The 17871-nt window shown below is 55.3% G+C and carries 15 protein-coding genes; 9 read left to right on the top strand and 6 right to left on the bottom strand.

Annotated features, from left to right (window positions below; genetic code table 11):
• Positions 1 to 69 precede the first annotated feature (69 nt).
• The gene (locus tag NHH03_RS12075) at positions 70 to 2757 is read left to right on the top strand and encodes an SdrD B-like domain-containing protein (protein WP_253156375.1); all 2688 of its coding nucleotides are present in this window, start codon (positions 70 to 72) and stop codon (positions 2755 to 2757) included.
• Here the strand turns inward: NHH03_RS12075 and NHH03_RS12070 are convergent.
• Positions 2720 to 3556, bottom strand: a complete 837-nt coding sequence (locus tag NHH03_RS12070) for an N-acyl amino acid synthase FeeM domain-containing protein (protein WP_253156373.1) — start codon at positions 3554 to 3556, stop codon at positions 2720 to 2722. The two genes, NHH03_RS12075 and NHH03_RS12070, sit on opposite strands and share 38 nt — an antisense overlap.
• Before the next feature lie 434 nt (positions 3557 to 3990).
• On the opposite strand from NHH03_RS12070, the gene NHH03_RS12065 reads away from it, so the two are divergent.
• The 6 genes from NHH03_RS12065 (at position 3991) to NHH03_RS12040 (ending at position 9160) form a co-directional block, all read left to right on the top strand.
• Positions 3991 to 5019 (top strand): FemAB family XrtA/PEP-CTERM system-associated protein, encoded by a 1029-nt coding sequence (locus tag NHH03_RS12065; RefSeq protein WP_253156371.1) that lies wholly within the window; start codon positions 3991 to 3993, stop codon positions 5017 to 5019.
• 10 nt (positions 5020 to 5029) lie between these two features.
• Entirely contained in the window at positions 5030 to 5650 is a 621-nt protein-coding gene (locus NHH03_RS12060) for a YdcF family protein (protein WP_253156369.1), read from the top strand.
• Between the two features lie 42 nt (positions 5651 to 5692).
• Positions 5693 to 6139 (top strand): hypothetical protein, encoded by a 447-nt coding sequence (locus tag NHH03_RS12055; RefSeq protein ID WP_253156367.1) that lies wholly within the window; start codon positions 5693 to 5695, stop codon positions 6137 to 6139.
• 86 nt (positions 6140 to 6225) lie between these two features.
• The gene (locus NHH03_RS12050; protein WP_253156357.1) at positions 6226 to 7353 is read left to right on the top strand and encodes an ABC transporter permease; all 1128 of its coding nucleotides are present in this window, start codon (positions 6226 to 6228) and stop codon (positions 7351 to 7353) included.
• On the top strand, positions 7350 to 8114 hold the full coding sequence (locus NHH03_RS12045) for an ABC transporter ATP-binding protein (RefSeq protein ID WP_253156355.1): 765 nt from the start codon (positions 7350 to 7352) through the stop codon (positions 8112 to 8114). Before NHH03_RS12050 ends, NHH03_RS12045 begins: the two co-directional genes overlap by 4 nt.
• Positions 8111 to 9160 (top strand): HlyD family secretion protein, encoded by a 1050-nt coding sequence (locus NHH03_RS12040; RefSeq protein WP_253156353.1) that lies wholly within the window; start codon positions 8111 to 8113, stop codon positions 9158 to 9160. Before NHH03_RS12045 ends, NHH03_RS12040 begins: the two co-directional genes overlap by 4 nt.
• An 8-nt stretch (positions 9161 to 9168) precedes the next feature.
• On the opposite strand, the gene NHH03_RS12035 is transcribed toward NHH03_RS12040, so the two are convergent.
• The 4 genes from NHH03_RS12035 to NHH03_RS12020 all read right to left on the bottom strand — a co-directional run bounded on the left by NHH03_RS12035 (position 9169) and on the right by NHH03_RS12020 (position 15739).
• Positions 9169 to 12075, bottom strand: coding sequence for a serine/threonine-protein kinase (locus NHH03_RS12035; protein ID WP_253156351.1), 2907 nt, complete (start codon positions 12073 to 12075; stop codon positions 9169 to 9171).
• Positions 12076 to 12350: 275 nt separating this feature from the next.
• The gene (locus NHH03_RS12030) at positions 12351 to 13343 is read right to left on the bottom strand and encodes a 2-hydroxyacid dehydrogenase (protein ID WP_253156349.1); all 993 of its coding nucleotides are present in this window, start codon (positions 13341 to 13343) and stop codon (positions 12351 to 12353) included.
• A 54-nt stretch (positions 13344 to 13397) separates the two neighbouring features.
• Positions 13398 to 14876 (bottom strand): NAD(P)/FAD-dependent oxidoreductase, encoded by a 1479-nt coding sequence (locus NHH03_RS12025; protein WP_253156348.1) that lies wholly within the window; start codon positions 14874 to 14876, stop codon positions 13398 to 13400.
• Positions 14873 to 15739, bottom strand: coding sequence for a hypothetical protein (locus NHH03_RS12020; RefSeq protein WP_253156347.1), 867 nt, complete (start codon positions 15737 to 15739; stop codon positions 14873 to 14875). Before NHH03_RS12020 ends, NHH03_RS12025 begins: the two co-directional genes overlap by 4 nt.
• Before the next feature lie 49 nt (positions 15740 to 15788).
• Between NHH03_RS12020 and NHH03_RS12015 the strand changes: the two genes are divergently transcribed.
• Positions 15789 to 15989 (top strand): hypothetical protein, encoded by a 201-nt coding sequence (locus tag NHH03_RS12015; RefSeq protein ID WP_253156345.1) that lies wholly within the window; start codon positions 15789 to 15791, stop codon positions 15987 to 15989.
• 337 nt (positions 15990 to 16326) lie between these two features.
• Here the strand turns inward: NHH03_RS12015 and NHH03_RS12010 are convergent, their stop codons facing one another.
• Complete coding sequence (locus tag NHH03_RS12010) at positions 16327 to 16785, bottom strand: hypothetical protein (RefSeq protein ID WP_253156343.1); 459 nt, start codon at positions 16783 to 16785, stop codon at positions 16327 to 16329.
• A 439-nt stretch (positions 16786 to 17224) separates the two neighbouring features.
• Here NHH03_RS12010 and bcp point away from each other — a divergent pair, with 439 nt between their 5' ends.
• Positions 17225 to 17698 (top strand): thioredoxin-dependent thiol peroxidase, encoded by a 474-nt coding sequence (gene bcp / locus NHH03_RS12005; protein ID WP_253156341.1) that lies wholly within the window; start codon positions 17225 to 17227, stop codon positions 17696 to 17698.
• Positions 17699 to 17871 lie beyond the last annotated feature (173 nt).

The raw sequence follows: 17871 nt of genomic DNA, 5'->3' as shown, positions 1-17871 counted from the left end.
CTGCTTCCACGATCCAAACGAACTGAATCTCGCCGCCTGTCCCTACAGAACCTCCGGCGCCGAAAACTGATGGTGCAATCGCTTGAAGACCGACGCGTATTGGCGCTGCTGGGAGTGATGCCACCCATGCTGTCGCCACCGCTGCTCGATACGGATGTTGCCGGACTGGTGGATTACGATTCCACCACAAACCTGTTTACCGCGAATGGTATTCCGAACCTGTTTCAGTCCGATCCGATCAATTTAGCATTGCCAATTACCAGCCCGGCCACATTTGATTTGCAACTGCATGTCGACGCAGCAGGGCAGTTCGCTGGCGGGGTTGCCGGCGACGACTTGGTGATCACTGGCGAGATCGATCTGGACATTGATGGAATTGCAGACATCAGCGGTGTCTTGCTGACCGGCGAAGTCACCGCGTTCGGATTTTCAGACGACGGCCCAACGACCGATCGCTTCGACTTTCGCATTTCGATCACCGGCGGTGCATTGGCAACAGCGGACGCATCAAGTCCCAACTATTTCGCAGGCAAAGACATTGGGCTGCTGATCACCAACCAGAACTCAACCTTCGCAGGTGATTTTTCAGTTGACTTCGGCGGCAATAATAAAGCCTTGTTAACCGCGATCGATCCAGTTGTGGTCATTCCACCGACTGCGAAAATCGGCAGCTCGGTGTGGTTCGATTCGAACCGCAATGGCATCCAAGACGACGGAGCCACCGGCATCAACGGCGTCGATGTGAACTTGTACCGCGATGTCGATGGTGACGGTGTCGCCGAACCCGGCGGCGACGACGGCCCGGCCATTGCCAGCACACAGACCGGCGTCATTGATGGGGTGAGTGGCCAATACCAATTCGATCAACTCGCCGCCGGCGACTACTTTGTCGAATTTGATCCCGGCCCGTTTCCGATCGGACTGGAATTCACTCAACCCAACGCCGGAATAGACGACAGCCTTGATAGTGATGCAGATCCAATTTCGGGTCTGACCACAATCATTTCACTGGCCGCGGGACAGACCGACCTGAGCTGGGATGCCGGCTGGGCAGAGATCATGAACCCGCAAATTGCAGTGACCAAATACGTGGGATCCTCAGAGTCAAACGCGGCCCCTGGGGTGGAATTCAATCTGGGCGATCCGATCGTGTTTACCTATCTGGTGACCAATCCCGGAAACATTCCGATGAGTCCGGTGTCATTGATTGACGACAATGCAACCAGCAATCAATTGTCGGACGATCTGGTCCCCAGCCCAGTCCTGGACACCAATGGATTCCACAGCGGAGACACGAACACTGATGGCCGCTTGGATCCCGGCGAACAATGGACCTACACCGCCCAAATCATCGCCAGCGAGATTGGACAATTCACGAACGTTGTTGTGGTGACTGGAACACCCGTTGACCAAAGCGGCGACGCCATCGATGACGATGCAACCAATGACGACGCTGCGTTTTATAGCGTGGTGGGAGTACCGGGAATCAGCCTGCAAACATTGACCAACGGCCAAGACGCTGACACACCGGCCGAAGCCGTCGAGATTGCGGTGGCAGACACGGTGACGTGGACTTACGTTGTCGAAAACACCGGCACGACTTCGTTCATATTCAGTGACGTGATGGTCGTTGACGACGCCGGCACGCCGTCGAACAACGGAGACGATTTCACGCCTACACTGACCGCTGGATCTGACGTCGGAGGCGATCTGATTCTTTCACCAGGCGAGGTCTGGGAGTACACAGCGAGCGGGATCGCCAACGACGTCACGGGGCAATCCAATGGTTATCACAATGTCGGCAGTGTCACTGCCGGTTCGGTGTTCGCCAGTGATTCCAGCCACTACACCAACCCCGTCAATCCACCGGCAGCGGACGTGACGTTCGAAGCCGAAGACTATCAATGGATTGACCAACCTTGGACGATTCAATCCAGTCCCAATGCGTCCGGCGGTAGTTTTGTCGAAGCGCCCGACGGAACCGGATCACACTACTTCTGGGCACCGAGCGGAAAATCGATCGGCTACAACTTCCAAGTCGACTCAGCCGGTAACTATGAACTATCAGCACTGATCCAGGCAAAAAGCCAGAGTGCTAATTCGATCTGGTTGCGAGTGGACAATGGCCGTTGGATCCAGTGGCACACGCCGACGACAGGATCCGAATTTCAGTGGCACACGGTGACAAGTGGCTGGTTCAGATCCGAGACCGCATTCAATTTGGATGCGGGCGCCCATACGCTGGAGATTAGAGTTCGCGAAGACGGGACCAGGTTAGACAAGTTCATGGTCAGCAAACTAGCAACAACGACAATTGTGATTGACGCCTTGGACACCAGTTCTGTCAGTGGCGACTGGATGATCGAAGTCGACAACGACGGCAACGAGTTCTGGATTTCACCCAACGGCAGCGGCTCACATTATTTCACTCCGCCAGCCGACGACGAATTAACATACGAATTCACATTGGAAGAATCCGGCAACTTTGAGCTACACGCGTTGGTCAGTGCCGCCAGCAACCGTGACAATTCGTTATGGGTCCAGATCGACAATGGCGACTGGATTCAATGGCACCTGAGTGTGACCGGAAGTTCGTTCGAATGGCAAACCGTCACCGACGGGTTGCTACGTTCACAGGTTAGTTTTGATTTGAGTGCGGGCTCGCACACATTGAAATTCAAAGTCCGCGAAGATGGCGTCAAACTAGACAAGATCGCGATCACTGATGATTTGCTGATTGATCTTTCGGAACTCTAGCCTGTCGTGGTTCTGGCGCGGACGCGACCGACGTCTGGCCGGCGATCGGGCGCAGAGTCTGAAGCTGATTTGCACGCAGTAGTTCAGCGAATTTGTCGCGTGTCTGATCCGACCAGGCACGCGGCGTCGTGTCAGCACGCCCGCCCATCGATCCGAAAAAACGTTCGTAGACGTCTGAACCGACTTGGTCCTCAAAGACCAATGCCAACATCACCGCAGGCTTGCCGTTGGCATAAGGACAAGTGACCTGGTTTCCAATCTGAACAAACGGGAGGACACGGCGGTAAAGCCGCGCGTGTTTGGGGTGAACTGCGGCGACCAATCCGTCGTAGCCACGGGCCATCGCGACTTGGGCAAGGAGCTTTCCCATCGCAGCAAACGTCTCGATAAACCGGACCGGTGATTCGCGTCGATCCGCCAAACACCCGACCTCTGCCATCCGCAATCCGCGGCGGCGAATGATGTTCACATTGGTGGGATAGATTGCCTCCAATGGCAGCCCCATCGCCCCATCACCAATCAGCGAGACCGTGGAAACGATCGTCTCTCGCAACCGAGTGACAAAGACTTCCGTCGTCGACAACAGGTGAAATGGCGTCAATCGAATTTGACTGCCCGTTTCCTCCGCCAGTCCAGCACGGCGATACGATTTGTAGACCAATGAAAACGAATCATGCAAATCTTGGTACGAGAACGCGATTTCGTACCGCAACCCCGCCACCCCCGGCTTGTTCACTGCCGGTTGCCCGGCAGGGATCAGCGGGCAAACCGAGTCGGCTGCTGCATTGGATGGTTGCATGAAGACAAGTGATTTGGAAACGGGAACTCCGAACGTCTGAGCAAACGTAGGATTCGACTGACAGTGAAGACCGCGAAAGGGCCCCGCCAGCAGGACGAAGTAGGGTCAACACGCAACGATGTTCCGATTGTGCGGTAAATAACAACTCTTCAGGTCACACGACTAGCACCAAAACAACTAGTCGATGTTTGTATCGTGCCGGAGATCCCCAGAATGATTCGACCTGAGCGGTCAGATTTCAGGTTCGATGGAAAGAGAGTGGGTGTTGAACGAACCGCCCCAATCGGAGATATTGCGGTGCCAACGAGTCGGCTTTTCCAGGGTCAGAGACTCGAAATTGACCGTTCTGACAAATCCTCGGAACCATCAGCGACGGGAAATACCGCCTGTTCATCTTCCAACGATCCGTATCAGCGGTGACGAGTACCTGATCTTTGTCCGGAGTTCAAATTCATTCATGGCCCTGCGAGTGGCCGCAGATTGAGCCTGCAGACCTGCCGCGATTGGCCGGCCATGATCCGGCTTGGATCACCGCGTTGGCAGAGGGGCTTGGACATCAAGTCTATGTCGTGACGGATTCCGATGGCGATCAGATCGTCGGAGTGATGCCATTGCTGTTTGTACGCGGGCCAATCTTTGGGAAATTCCTGGTCAGTTTGCCGTATTTAAACACCGGTGGCGTGTGGGCGCGAGATCAGACCGTTGCCGGGAATCTGATCGACGCAGCCTGTGACTTGGCAGACCAATTGGGTGTCAAGTATCTCGAGTGTCGGCATGAAATCCCGGTCGAACACCCGAAATTCAACTTTCAGCGGACCGACAAAGTCCACATGCGGCTGCCGCTGCCCGATTGCGACGATGCACTTTCAAAATCCTTCCGTTCGAAACTTCGCAGTCAAGTCAAAAAGTCCGCCAGTTACGACTGTCAGGTAGAATTTGGTCAAAGCGAATTGCTGAATGATTTCTACACGGTGTTTGCACATAACATGCGTGATTTGGGAACGCCTGTGTTTTCGAAAAAGCTATTCTCGAGCATTCTAAATCAGTTCGACGGGGATGCCGAAATCTGTGTCGTTCAACATCAGAAGCAGCCAATCGCAGCGGGCCTGATCATTCATCGCAGCGGAGTGAGCGAAGTCCCCAGTGCAAGCAGTTTGCGTGAGTTCAATCGCATGGGGGCGAACATGCTGATGTATCGCCATCTGTTGTCGCGTGCGATCGAACGAGGAAGTCACACGTTTGACTTTGGGCGCAGCAGTGAGTCCAGTGGCACCTACAAATTCAAAGCCCAGTGGGGCGCCCAGCCGCATCCGGCCAACTGGCAATACTACGTGCGTGACGGCGATCCAAACGACATGCGTCCCGACGCCGGTGGCAAACAAAAGTTAGTGGAATTATGGCAGCGATTGCCGGTCTGGTTCACAAAAATCATCGGCCCTTCCATCGTCCGTGGAATCCCCTAAGGAATCGGACGTGAATGAGGCCGCTAAAAAATGGCGTCGGCGCTGCTATGCGTTGCTGCTTGTCTGGGCGATTTGGACCGTGGCAACATCGTTTCCGTTTGTCCGCGGGATCTTGATTGAACCGCTGTATGTCAGCCAACCAGATGCCCGCGGCCAGATCGCATACGTGATGGCTGACGGCCCCGCTTATTGGGAACGACTGCATGCGGCATCGGATCTGTACCACATGCATCGCGTGAAACAGATCTATGTGTTGAACGAAACGCGGACCAGCAGCTACAACTTTACACGACGCGCATCGGACACGCGGCTTCAACGTGCCATCGACTATATGGCGATGTTCGGCGTTCCGCCGGAAGTGATTCACAGCGTCCCGATTCGTCCCGACGATTGGCTCAGCTCGCTGAGTGAAGCCCAGGGAGTTGCTGATTTGCCAGATTCGTTCGATAGCATTGTCGTGGTCACATCGCCGCCACACACCCGTCGTAGCAAGCTTTGTTTTGACCGTGTCTTCGATGATCAGGCAAAAATTCAGGTTTATTCGTCGAACCTGCCTGCGGAAAGCACCGAAACCCATTCGCCGATTTGGATCGAATACGTCAAACTAGTGGTCTATTGGTTCTGTGCGTGAATCAACCTCTCGTTTCCAATCCACATTTCAAGGCCCACAGTGATGCCGCAACGCTTTCCATTCATCGCCGTGATTCTACTGGCTGGTCTAGCCACTTCCCTGACTGCTCATCTGTGGGCCCAAACTGAGAGTCCGGAAACGCTGCCTCCGCCCTCGGCAGAATCCTCCGATTCTGAAACGGTCCCTGGTGCAGCGTTGTTGACTGAGCGTGGTCGCCAACTGGCCCAAGAACTGCGGATGCTCAAACGAAGTCGCGCCAATTTGGGCAGCAAGCACCCGACGCTGCCGTTGATCACGAAAAAGATTGAAGCGATCGAAGAACAGCTGGAAGCCTGGGAACCGGCAATGGGAGAACCAGCAGAAAACCCATTTCATGCGGAGAATCCCAAACCGCAAATCAACGATTACGACTTGCGTCAAATGGTGATCCAATTGAACAAACGTGTCGAACAATTGGAAAAAAGGATTTCGGTGCTTGAGAACAAGTGAGCCAGACTTTCTCAAGTTTGACCAATTTCACGCCGATACAAACAGGGAATCTGACTTACAAGTTATTCTCCTAAACCTGCAGTGCGATGCGTTGGAATCTGGCCTATCGCACTCTCTTTCACGATCGCGGCAAACTGATTGCTGGCTTGATCGGCGTGATTTTTTCAGTGGTGCTGGTCAACATCCAAGGCGGATTGTTTTTTGGGTTGATCAACAAGGCCAGCTTGCTGGTTGACCGCAGCAACGCCGACATCTGGGTCGGGCACCGTGGAATGCACAATGTGGATTTTGCGCATCCAATTCCCGAGCGATGGCGCTACGTCGTGGCGGGGATAGAAGGAGTCCATGACGTCGAACCACTGCGCGTTGAATTTGGTGAAATGTCGCTTCCCAACGGAAGCTTTGAAAACGTCACTTTGGTCGGCGTCGGTGAAACCACAAACCTTGGCCGCGCGTACTCCATCGTCGACGGCCCCGCAGACGCGCTGGATCGCCACGATGCAGTCATTGTCGATCAGTGCGACGATGACAAACTGAAGACACCGCGAATAGGCGAACTACGAGAAGTCAACGGACGACGCGTTCGTGTCGCTGGAAAAAGTAACGGGATCCTTAGCTTTTTGGTGACCCCCTATGTGTTTACCAATTACGACAGCGTCATCGATCTGACCGGTTCTGACCCATCCGAAACATCGTACCTGTTGGCGCGATTGAAACCGGGGGTCGATGGAGTTGCTGTTTGCCGAGCCATCGAACAGCGACTACCCGATGTGTCGGCCATGACCGCTGATCAATACGCATCTGTCAGTATCAATTTCTGGATGACGCGGACCGGACTAGGTCTTAGTTTTGGCGCAGCCACCATGTTGGGGCTACTGGTCGGTTTGGTCATGGTCGGTCAAACCTTGTATGCGATGGTTCTTGACCGGATCAGCGAGTACGCGACCTTGCGAGCAATCGGACTCAGTGAGCGAGAACTGCTGAGTATTCTGACATTCCAATCTGCGATGGTGGCCATTCTGGGCATCGTGATCGGAATGGGCATCACGATCTTTTTACAGATGCTACTGAGCACACCGCGGGCAACCATTGAAATCCCATTCCTGTTGTACCTGGGCTGTGCAGGATTGATTTTTGCAATTTGTCTGTTTGCATCGGGACTGCCGTACCTGCGCGTTCGACGAATTGATCCTCATACGGCACTGCAATCATGACCTCGACACATCAGCCGTCCGAATTTGCCACTTCGTCGGTCCCACCAGTGTGGGTTGACGAACAACAGATGCAGAACGACCAACGTCAAACCACTTTCGCGTTGCAAGCCAGTGGGATCGCCAAGTCCTATGTGATCGGCGGTCAAAGCCGACCGGTTCTGGACGGCATCGATTTTCAACTAGGCACAGGAGAATGTGTGTTTTTAACAGGCCCGTCCGGCAGCGGAAAAAGCACTCTGCTTTCCATTTTGGGGTTATTGCTGACGCCCGATGCCGGCGAATTGAGACTGTGTGAACGTCGTGTCGATGGGCTGGGAGAAGTCGAACGCACGTTGATTCGTCGAGAGCGGATCGGGTTCGTCTTTCAACGCTTCCAATTGATCGACGGGTTAGACGCCACAGACAATGTTGCGATTCCGTTGACACTCGATGGCATGAATCTGGCCGAATCCCGGCAGCTGGCCAACGAACTGCTTTGTCGGATTGGGCTGGAAGATCATCGCCATGCACTGCCCTCGTCGATGAGTCCGGGACAATGCCAACGCGTCGCATTGGCGCGTGCCGTGATCAGACAACCCGAGCTAATCCTTGCCGATGAACCCACCGCTGCCTTGGACAGCCAATCCGGTCAATCAGTGATGGAGCTCCTCCGCGAGCTGACCACTGAATTCTTGACCTCCACTGTCGTGGTCACACATGACCCGCGTATCTATCACTATGCCGATCGCATTTGCGAAATGGAAAATGGGAGGTTCAAATGAAACAGCTCATCTTTGCAAGCGTGTTTGGGGTGGTCGGCACTGGATTCTTAATTGTCGCAGATCAACAGTTGCAGACGACGGCGAAATCCGAATGGGTTGCTCCGATCGAGCAAGCGAGCCCACTGGCCAATACCGTTCATGCGGCCGGACGTATCGAAGGCAAAACGGAAAACATTCTCATTCGCCCTCAATTTCCGGGCCGTGTGAATACCGTCGACGTGAATCGAGCAAACCGAGTGCAGCAAGGCGACATCCTGTTTCGTCTTGAGGATCGTCGCTACAAGGCCCAACGCGATTTGGCTGCGGCCGCACTTTCATCGGCCCAGGCAAAACGAATGCGATTGATCGAAGGCGCCAGGGAAAGTGAAATTGCCGCGGCGAAACATGATATGACGGCGGCGGAAACACGCTTCCAAACAGCCAGTCATCGCCTGGAACGCGCCACGCGACTCTACAAACAGAACGCGATCAGCCCCCAGGGACTGGAAGATTTACATGGTGAATTCGAAACCCGTCGCGCGCTTCTGATGGCGGCGCGTGAGCGATTGGAAACAATCAAAGCCGCACCACGTAGCGCTGATCTGGCTGCCGCCGATGCCGCAATCGCAGCAGCAAAAGCGGAATTGCAAATGGCCGAGATTGATCTGGAACGTTGTGCTGTCGTGTCGCCTTGCGAGGCAGTGGTGATTGCCGTTGAAATCAATCCGGGCGAATGGGCCAGTCCAGATATGCCTGACGCCGCACTGGAACTAGCAAACATCGAGAACTTGCGAGTGGTTGCTGATATTGATGAACGGGATGCCCTACGCATTAGCACCGGTCAACAATGCGTTGTCACGGCCGATGCGACCGCTGATCAATCGTTCCAGGGAATCGTCACAGAGATTGAACCGCGGATGGAACCGAAAAAGATCTACGGCGGTTGGGCGGGCGAACGCAATGAAACGCACACGCGGCGAATTTGGATCGACCTGAAGTCCGATGCGCAATTGCCAGTGGGAATGCCGGTCGAGGTTCAAATCGTCACCGAGTCCGCTGCTGAGTAAACGAATCGCTACAACGGTGGAAGATCCAGTTCTTGGAATCCAGCATAGATGGCGCCATCCTGGCGGTAGTTGGCGGGCGTCAGTCGGTGAAACGTTTGCGAACGGGGTCGTTCGGTCGACCACAACACCGACCAACGCGGCCGACTCTCATCAAACCACGGCAGCGAATCCGACAGCAACTCCGACATCACACTCATCATCGCGTTGCCCTCGTAGTCGGAAACATACAGCATCGGGTCGCTTAATGTTGGTGCCCCCACATAGGCGTTTGCTTCGCCACGCAGCTTCACAAAGGGTTGGTCGGAACTGATCGATTCGACACCCAAAATTTGAATGTGCGGTTGGCCTTCGTCGACGACAAACACACATTGGTTTGCTTCGCGTTCAATTGGCACCGAATAAACGCCGGGATCACCTAGCCGCATCCGGATCAAACCTTGTGGAATCTCGGCGGTCACACTGGTGAGCGAGATTTGGATCGGGCTAGAAACCAAACTGGGTCGACGCAGTGCCCCCGAGGTTTCAATCATTCGTCCGCTGATGGCCAACAATCCATTGTTCCAAACCAGTTGTAAACCGGCCGCATAGTCCATCTCAATAAAATTTGCTTCGCCGCGAACGATGACGTTGTCCAATTGGATCGCAACCAACGGCAACGCATTTTCGTTTGGATTGAACAATCGTCCCGGCAGGGTTTCCGAATCCGGCAGGGCTTCCGGATCGGTGACAATTTCGAAGAACGTCACGCCATCATGAATTGCTTGATTGACCAGCGTGAACGTACAGTCTTGGAATCGAGTCAGACGGTTGTCATTGATGACAAACATCGCACCGCCGTCGACCTGTTCCTCGGCAAGTTCCCAATGAAAATCAATGTCTCGAAATTGTGTGCGATTGTTTCCCACGTACAACATTTCACTGCGACCGATTGCCAGTGTGTCCGTTGAAACCATTCGCAACGTGGTGCGGCCAACGGTCGACTGAAACACCATGTTGTCCATGGGAATCGAGATCGGCCCTGTCACAATCTCTGGCGTCGCAAGTTCGACGCGACCGACTCCGAACCGCATCGCCAAATCGATGGCGTCGGCAAAGGACGATGACAAGATCGCACCGTCGGTGTCACGGTCGATTTGATCGACGCGGACCGACAGAGCCAGCAAGGCGGGAGAAACAATTCGAACGGCTTGCGGCGCCGGCAATACAAATTCCGACTTTGAGTTTGGCGGCGACACTGTGTCCGCCCCACCGATCGATTGCGTCGCCGTACCGACGTCCACGGTATTCGATCCGTTACCGGACGGTCCAACCGATTCGTTGACACTGTCGGTCGCGTAGGCATCCGAGTCTGAATCACCCATCAGATCAGGGCCATCCAGCGCGTCAGGTAGGGGCAATCGAGGACTGAACCGAGGTCCGATCGCTGCAGACTGGGCCATCCCATCGACGCTGGCATCCAGACTGCCGCCCAAGTTATCTGCGGACATCATACGGTCGGCTGCAGCGCTTGCTCCGGCCGATGCGGTGGTTGATGGATTCGATTCAGCATTGGCGGTTTGTTCGCTTGAACCTGAACCGTTGTCCGTTCCCGCTGATTCGACAGACGCCCCCGAATCCACTGCGCGCGAGTTGACCGCCTGGGTCGATGTCGCCCCACTGGCTTCTTGAGAACCGCCGGAGCGAACCAATGACGCAGGCCCCTGAATCACGAACGAGTCGTTGGTGGCAGTTGATTGCAGCTCGAGATAGCCGCCAACCATCAAGACCAACAGCACCGCGATCATCCAGGGCAGATGCGTTTGCAAACGCTGAAGCCCTTCGTTTTCCGATGGCAGTGCGACAGGCGCATTGGACTGGGAACGTTTCAAATCAAACCGAAACGCCAATTCGCCCAGATCAGCCAGCAGGTCGCGTGCGTTCTGGTAACGTGCCTTGGGATCCTTGGCCATCATGCGATGCATCACAGCAACGACTTCGTCGGGCAGATCACGCCGCAGTACACGTGGGTCGGCCAAAGGTGCGTTGCCGTGGCTAATCAGCTTTTGCAACATCGTGCCACCGGTGTAGGGCGCTTCACCAGTGAGCATGAAATAGAACGTGCACCCGAGAGAATACAAATCGCTGCGTAGATCCGCATCGCGTGGATCAAGCGCCTGTTCCGGCGAAATGTAATCAAACGTCCCCAATGTGACTCCGCTGGCCGTCATGTCCTCGCTGAGATCAAGGTTGTCGCTACGGGCCAGTCCCATGTCGACCAATTTGACACCACCGTCTTCTGAAATCAAAACGTTGGACGGCTTGATGTCGCGGTGCACGATGCCCCGTTCGGACGAGTGATCGAGAGCCTCGGCAACTTGGGCGGTGAAAAAGACGGCATCGTCGAGTGAGAGCAGCCCGTGGTGCTCGACCAAATCACGCAGATTGGTGCCCTGGATGTACTCAAAAACGATGTAGTGCCAATCATCGTGGCTGCCTGCATCGAAGATGCGAGCGATCCGAGGGTGGTCCAATTTGGCTGCGTTCTGAGCCTCATTGCGAAACCGCCGCTGCAATTCAGGATCGTTGCCGACAAACGGAATCACCTTGAGCGCTACGATCCGATCAAGCTGTTGATCGTGTGCGCGAAACACCGCCCCCATTCCGCCCCCGCCCACCAAGGCGTGCAGCAGGTACTGGTTCAATTGCTGCCCGACCAGAACCTTGGCGACCTCGGCCGGTGTACGCCCGACACTTTCAGGTTTGCGATGGTCGGAGTCAGCGACGTGACGAATCACCGTTTTGGCACCTTCCAAGCCCGCCGGCTGCGCATCAGGCAGCGAGGTTGTTTCGTCCGGGACGACAATCTTCTTGGCAGCCTTCAGCGCGCTGGGGCGCTGGACTGTTTCGTCGGTGGCCGATGAATCGTGCTTGTCCATAGTCAGACAGGAGAAGAGCGCGCCCCGAAAAAAGTTGACGCGAAACCGCCCGGCGCCCTAGAAATTCCGTCATTCTGATCGCACCCGACTGAAATGAATGGTAGCCGTGGCAAAATACCCAGTCAACGAAACTCCACCGGCATCCACCGGAGCAACCGCTACAGCGTGCAGGCTTTACCGATTAAGCCTCGCACAACAGCGAACCGATGAAAACTGGATTTCCGCCAGTCAATCCACTCTGGATCAACGAAAAATCGATGCTACGCCAGGCAGGGCTACGACCAGGCAGTGCCTGTGAGACCGGTGTTGACCAGGTTTGGCGGACGTTTTCCGGTACAGGCCGCCAAACAGTTCTCAACCGCCAAATCCCCCATTCGGGTGCGTGTCTTGATGGTCGAACTGCCTAGGTGGGGCGCCAACACGACATTTGGCATCTGCAGAAGTGCCGGTTGGACCAGGGGTTCCTGTTCGTAAACATCGAGTCCCGCGGCGGCAATCTGACCGTTTTCCAGCGCAGTCACCAATGCCGCTTCGTCTACGACAGGGCCGCGTGAGGTGTTGATCAATGTCGCAGTCGACTTCATTTTCTCAAACGCAGCGGTTGAAATCAAATGCCGCGTTTGATCACAAAGCGCGACATGCACGGACAAGAAGTCGCATTCGCCCCACAAATCATCCAGCGGTCGATACTCCACGCCCAGTTTGTTTTCCTGGTCTGGACTCAGTCGAGTTCGATTCCAATAGCGAATGGGCATGTCAAACGCATGCGCCCGCCGCGCGGTTGCTTTGGCAATCCGCCCAAACCCCACAAATCCAATGGTCGCCCCGCTGACCTCCGCACCCAACAATTGCAACGGCTCCCAGCCTTGCCACTGACCGCTGCGGACCAACCGGTCGCCTTCGACCACGCGACGCGCAGACGCCATCAACAGCGCCCATGCCAAGTCTGCGGTGCAATCGGTCAACACGTCGGGCGTGTTGGTCACCGCAATCTTCCGCGCGGACGCCGCATCCACGTCGATGTTGTTGTAGCCCACGGCATAGTTCGAAACCACTCGCAGGGCTGGATTGACATCCAACAACTCGGCGTCGATCTGGTCTGTCAACAAACAGATCAGACCATCAGCCTGTTTCACACCGTCGATCAATTCCTGACGTGTGACCGATCGATCCAAATCGCAGTGCAGCAACGTCGCATCCGATTGCAATCGGTCCATCGTTTTGGGTGGCAGACGACGGGTTAGAAAAATTTTGGGTTTGGAAGTCATTCGTGTTCAAGGTCAAAGTGAATTGCAATCGGCCATCAAGTCAACGTTGTTGACCTACTTGGTCGCCGTGTAGGCATAACGGTTGGCAACACGATCATCGAGTAAACCGGCGGTGTTCCAGGGCTGAATCAGTTTTCGAATTCTCGAATTCGCATTTGCGTCGCTTGAATCCGAATCAAGAATTTCAACCGACTCGTTAACAATCGCAACAAACTGCGGGTCGTCCGACAACCATAATCCGCGGATTTCATTCCCAGACGCAATGCTCTCCTCACTGCCGATCGCCGCCGCAAAATACAGCATACAAGCCGTCGTTAGCCTCGAAAAGGAATGCAGACAGCGATAGGCGGCACTGACCAGCCTGTCTAAATGCACCGTTTCATCAAGCACTCTGTGGCGGTAATCGTGAATCGTGGCCGCCCTCTGTTGCCCCAACAAGAGCCTGGCGATGCGGTCGACACCGGCCAACGAATGTGCAATTCCAGTGCTATGCAATGGATCGATCGTGGCTGCGGTCGCCGGCAACAGCAAACAGTTTTCGAGGACGACCGGATCATAGAACCGTTGCAATTGCGACATCGTTGTGATTCCCGATGCGGGTGCAATCACCGTACTGTCTCGCATCACTTGGTGCAGATCCGGATACTTTGCGAAACGTTGATCCAGCTGTTCGGCGGTGCGAGCAATCGTCGCAGCGAGCGCGGCGCCAGAACGTCCCTGTGTTGACGATGTCACACCGACACTAGTGACAGAATTGTTCATTCGCAGCATCCAAACCCAACCGTCGTCGATCACGTGATGTTGTGCCGCGTCGTCAGCGTCGAACGGCACGCTTGCGCGACGATCACTGTGGAGATGATTGAATCGCTGTGAAAATGATCCCACGTCATGGAAATGCGCGAACGACGCGCAGGTGCGCGTCTGCAATCGTTCGACAAGTGATGGGCGATTGAACGCCCGAGCAGCGACGTTCGCACGGCCTGACGCATCAACAACAAAATCCGCACTTTCGGTGGCGCCATCGCCCAGGCAAATCGAGATTGATCCATCGTGGTTTTGTGTCAATCCCGTCACCGCGACCGCTTGGCGGACGTGCGTCCCCGCGGCCGTGGCTTGCTGGAAAAAGAACGCGTCCACGTCTGGCCGGTACCAATGCGTGTCACTGCGTTGATCACTGGGGCTGGCAGCCACCAGTAGACTACGCTGGCCGGAGAACGATTCTGCCAAGCCGGAACAACCCGATTGGTGATCGAAATAGCTGAACCCGCGTTTCATTCCGCATGCCAAATTGGAGTGCGTTTGTTGCCACCGCCCAAAGGACGCCAAATCAACCAATTCAGTCAGCCCGTATCGTTCTCCCAACCGGGCCAACAACATGTCGGCAATCGGTGTGGACGATTCGCCGATTGCAAAACGCGGGTGCGTTGCCGAGTCGACCATCAAGACCCGGCGGCCCTGTTTGGCCAGGATCCAAGCCAGGATGGATCCCGAAAAACTGGACCCGATGATGGCGATGTCAAATCGTTGCTTCATAGCTGATCCGCATCCTGCCGCAACACCGCCGATTCCAAGCGACTTAACAGTTGTTGGTCTGCGACGGGAAGATCGGCTTGATGGAATCCCCATAAATCCACCGACAAACACGTCGCACCGGCAACATCGTCCAGGCAATCGACAAACAAATCCGCCAAGTGATTGGGTCGGATATCGGGCAGGCTGTGCGCTGCGCCGTTCCAGCCGTGACCGGCACGAGCCGGAATCAAGCTGACATGACGTGCACCGGTTAACAGCGCGTGACGCACTGACATGCGAGCCCAGCGAATCGATTCAACGACTGACATACCCGGCGAGCCGACAATCAAGAAGACTCTTAAATCAATCGACCAGTCTCGCAAACACCTGGCGTAACCATCGAAATCATCTCGCGACATTTGTTTGCCTAGCCGTTTCAGAATTCTCGGCTGCACGGTTTCCAGCCCCACGGCAATTTCCAGCGTTCCGTTTAGTTGGTCACGAAAACGTTGATGTCGCTGCCTGCCAAAACGGGGATGATTTTCAACAATCACGCGTTGGTAGCGATCGCATAGTGCGGCAATCTGCGTGTAGTCAGCAGGCGGGATGCTGGCGGGATCAAAAAAATTCCCACTATTGTACAACTTGATCCAGGGTGCGGCCGGCAACACCGAATGCGCAAACCGAATTTGCTCGGCGATCGCACCCCGCTCGGTCGGGTGCGGAAGCGTATTGAGGTGCAAATCACACATCGCGCAGCCAACCGGACAACGACTGGCCGTCAAGAAAACCGTAGAAACGTCTACGGCGGCGACTTCACCAGAGACATCTCGCTGGGGTTCGCGTTCAGACAATTGGGCATACGGTCGGGTGGGGTCAAGCACAGACAGGTTGGGGAACATCAAAAGCGGTGTACGCAGGGGGGAACAGCAAATGAAATCGAACTTGGCCCAATGTGCCAATTGTAACGCGAGCATCAACCACCGCGTCCAGGAATGCCCCTGGTGTGGCGCGGTTCAACCGCTGCTGATGCACGCGCCGATGCGAAAACGTCTTTCGTTGGGTGCGTTGATCACGATTTCAACGCTGGCCGCATTGTATTTGTGGCTGGTTTGGCTCTCGCAACGAACCTGAGTGGAACAGGCACCACACACAATGGGGGCGTTGAAACCGGATCAGCTGCTAGGGCCAGCAAAGGCGTTGCAATTGGACTGCAAAAAACAGCTTCCCAGCGAAAAGATTCAGGAATACCAACGGCGGCTCGACCGCAGCGACGATAGCCACTTCTGCACGAGAATCGCAGGTAACGAATCTGAAATCCCGTGCCGCTAACGTTGTGAACGAATCGGTAGTGTCGGCGAGTGTTGATCGAAATAGCAAGACACGATCTGGCAAGTGCTCACCGGCACAGGTCACCACCACCGTCGATTCGGTAGCAACGAAAGTGCTGGCAAGACCCTCTCATACTAAATCAATGGAGAATCACGATGCGTCGTGTAATCGTTCCTGCTTTGTTGGCCGTCGCTTTGGTCGCAAGCACCTCTTCAAACGCAAGCGCGTTTGGCCTGTTCAGCAAACTTTGTAACACCGGTTGTGACACCGGATGTGCAGAACCCGCCTGCGGTTGTGAAATCGCATCTCCATGTGCAATGGAGCCCGCCTGCGGTTGCGAAATCGCAGATCCTTGTGGATGCGATAGCGCCCCCAAAGGATGCTGTGGCGGATTCCTGTCGAAACTGTTCGGCAAGAAACATGGCTGCGACAGCTGCTGTGCTGAACCAGCTTGCGGTTGCGAAATCGCTGAACCAGCTTGTGGCTGCGAAATTGCTGCACCTGCTTGCGGATGCGAAGTCGCTGCACCGGCTTGCGACAGCGGATGCTGTGGCAGCAAGAAACCTTTCGGTTTGCTGAAAAAACTGTTCAGCTGCAAAAAGGATTGCGGATGCGATAACGGCTGTGCCGCTTACGCTGAACCAGCCTGTGGCTGCGAAATCGCCGGTCCTTCCTGCGGATTCGAAGCTGCTCCTTGCGGATGCCAGTGAATTAGATAGCGAGATGCTGAGAGGTCGGGTCGAGATTCCAAACGGAGTTCCCGCCTTGCACCTAGCTCTGAAAAGGCTCATCGCACACGACTCGTTTTTGTCTCCCTAGCGGGTCAAGCGACCAGCCGTGCACCGCTCCGAGCCGATACCGAATTCACAGCGAATATCTCGAAAGCCCCGATGGTCCCGCAAAGGACTGTCGGGGCTTTTTTTTGTTTGCCGCTTTTGCCACACTGCCAGTCCTGTGCAGCGCGTGGTTTGCTGCCAGATTTGTTTCGGGCTCTGCCAGAGCCCGCTCGAGTGCTTCACCCCAGACAGGAAAACGCCATGGCCGACTGGCTTGAACCGGGCAGCAAAGCCCCCGCATTTACGCTGCAAGACGATCAAGGCAACAAGGTCAAACTAAGTGACCTCAAGGGGAACCCGGTCGTGCTGTACTTCTATCCCCGCGATGACACGCCGGGCTGTACCAAAGAGGCCTGTGCGTTTCGTGATCGATACGAGGAAATGAAATCGCTGGGCGCACAATTATTCGGCGTCAGCGCGGATTCCGCCGAGAGTCACGTCAAGTTCCGCGAGAAATACTCGCTGCCATTTCCACTGTTGGTCGACGAAAAACACGTGATGCTGGAAAAGTACGGGGCTTGGCGGGAAAAGAACCTGTACGGCAAAAAGTCAATCGGAATCCAGCGCAGCACGTACCTGATCGATGCCGATGGCAAGGTCGCCAAAGTTTGGAAACGCGTCAAAGTCGACGGCCACGATCAACAAGTCATCGACGCCCTCACATCCCTTCAGTAGGCCCAGGCATTGATTCAGGTTGCGGTCTCCATACGCCAACGGCGTTAGACACACTTAGCCTAGGGTCAGGTCTTGTGAGCGCAGCGAGCAAACCGCCACCCTAGGTTGCGAGCACCGGGAACACGCGCTGCCCGGCGGGATTCGGCGGCTTTGCCGCCGAATCCCGCCGGGCA

The sequence above is a fragment of the Stieleria tagensis genome, assembly GCF_024129865.1.
Classification (GTDB): domain Bacteria; phylum Planctomycetota; class Planctomycetia; order Pirellulales; family Pirellulaceae; genus Stieleria; species Stieleria tagensis.
Note: the sequence above shows the minus strand (reverse complement) of the source record. Positions and strands in the feature narration are given on the sequence as shown.

Coding starts and splice junctions, on each gene's coding strand:
- NHH03_RS12075 (WP_253156375.1), top strand. CDS start 70: ATGGTGCAATCGCTTGAAGACCGACGCGTATTGGCGCTGCTGGGAGTG.
- NHH03_RS12070 (WP_253156373.1), bottom strand. CDS start 3,556: ATGCAACCATCCAATGCAGCAGCCGACTCGGTTTGCCCGCTGATCCCT.
- NHH03_RS12055 (WP_253156367.1), top strand. CDS start 5,693: ATGCCGCAACGCTTTCCATTCATCGCCGTGATTCTACTGGCTGGTCTA.
- NHH03_RS12050 (WP_253156357.1), top strand. CDS start 6,226: ATGCGTTGGAATCTGGCCTATCGCACTCTCTTTCACGATCGCGGCAAA.
- NHH03_RS12045 (WP_253156355.1), top strand. CDS start 7,350: ATGACCTCGACACATCAGCCGTCCGAATTTGCCACTTCGTCGGTCCCA.
- NHH03_RS12040 (WP_253156353.1), top strand. CDS start 8,111: ATGAAACAGCTCATCTTTGCAAGCGTGTTTGGGGTGGTCGGCACTGGA.
- NHH03_RS12035 (WP_253156351.1), bottom strand. CDS start 12,075: ATGGACAAGCACGATTCATCGGCCACCGACGAAACAGTCCAGCGCCCC.
- NHH03_RS12030 (WP_253156349.1), bottom strand. CDS start 13,343: ATGACTTCCAAACCCAAAATTTTTCTAACCCGTCGTCTGCCACCCAAA.
- NHH03_RS12025 (WP_253156348.1), bottom strand. CDS start 14,876: ATGAAGCAACGATTTGACATCGCCATCATCGGGTCCAGTTTTTCGGGA.
- NHH03_RS12015 (WP_253156345.1), top strand. CDS start 15,789: ATGAAATCGAACTTGGCCCAATGTGCCAATTGTAACGCGAGCATCAAC.
- bcp (WP_253156341.1), top strand. CDS start 17,225: ATGGCCGACTGGCTTGAACCGGGCAGCAAAGCCCCCGCATTTACGCTG.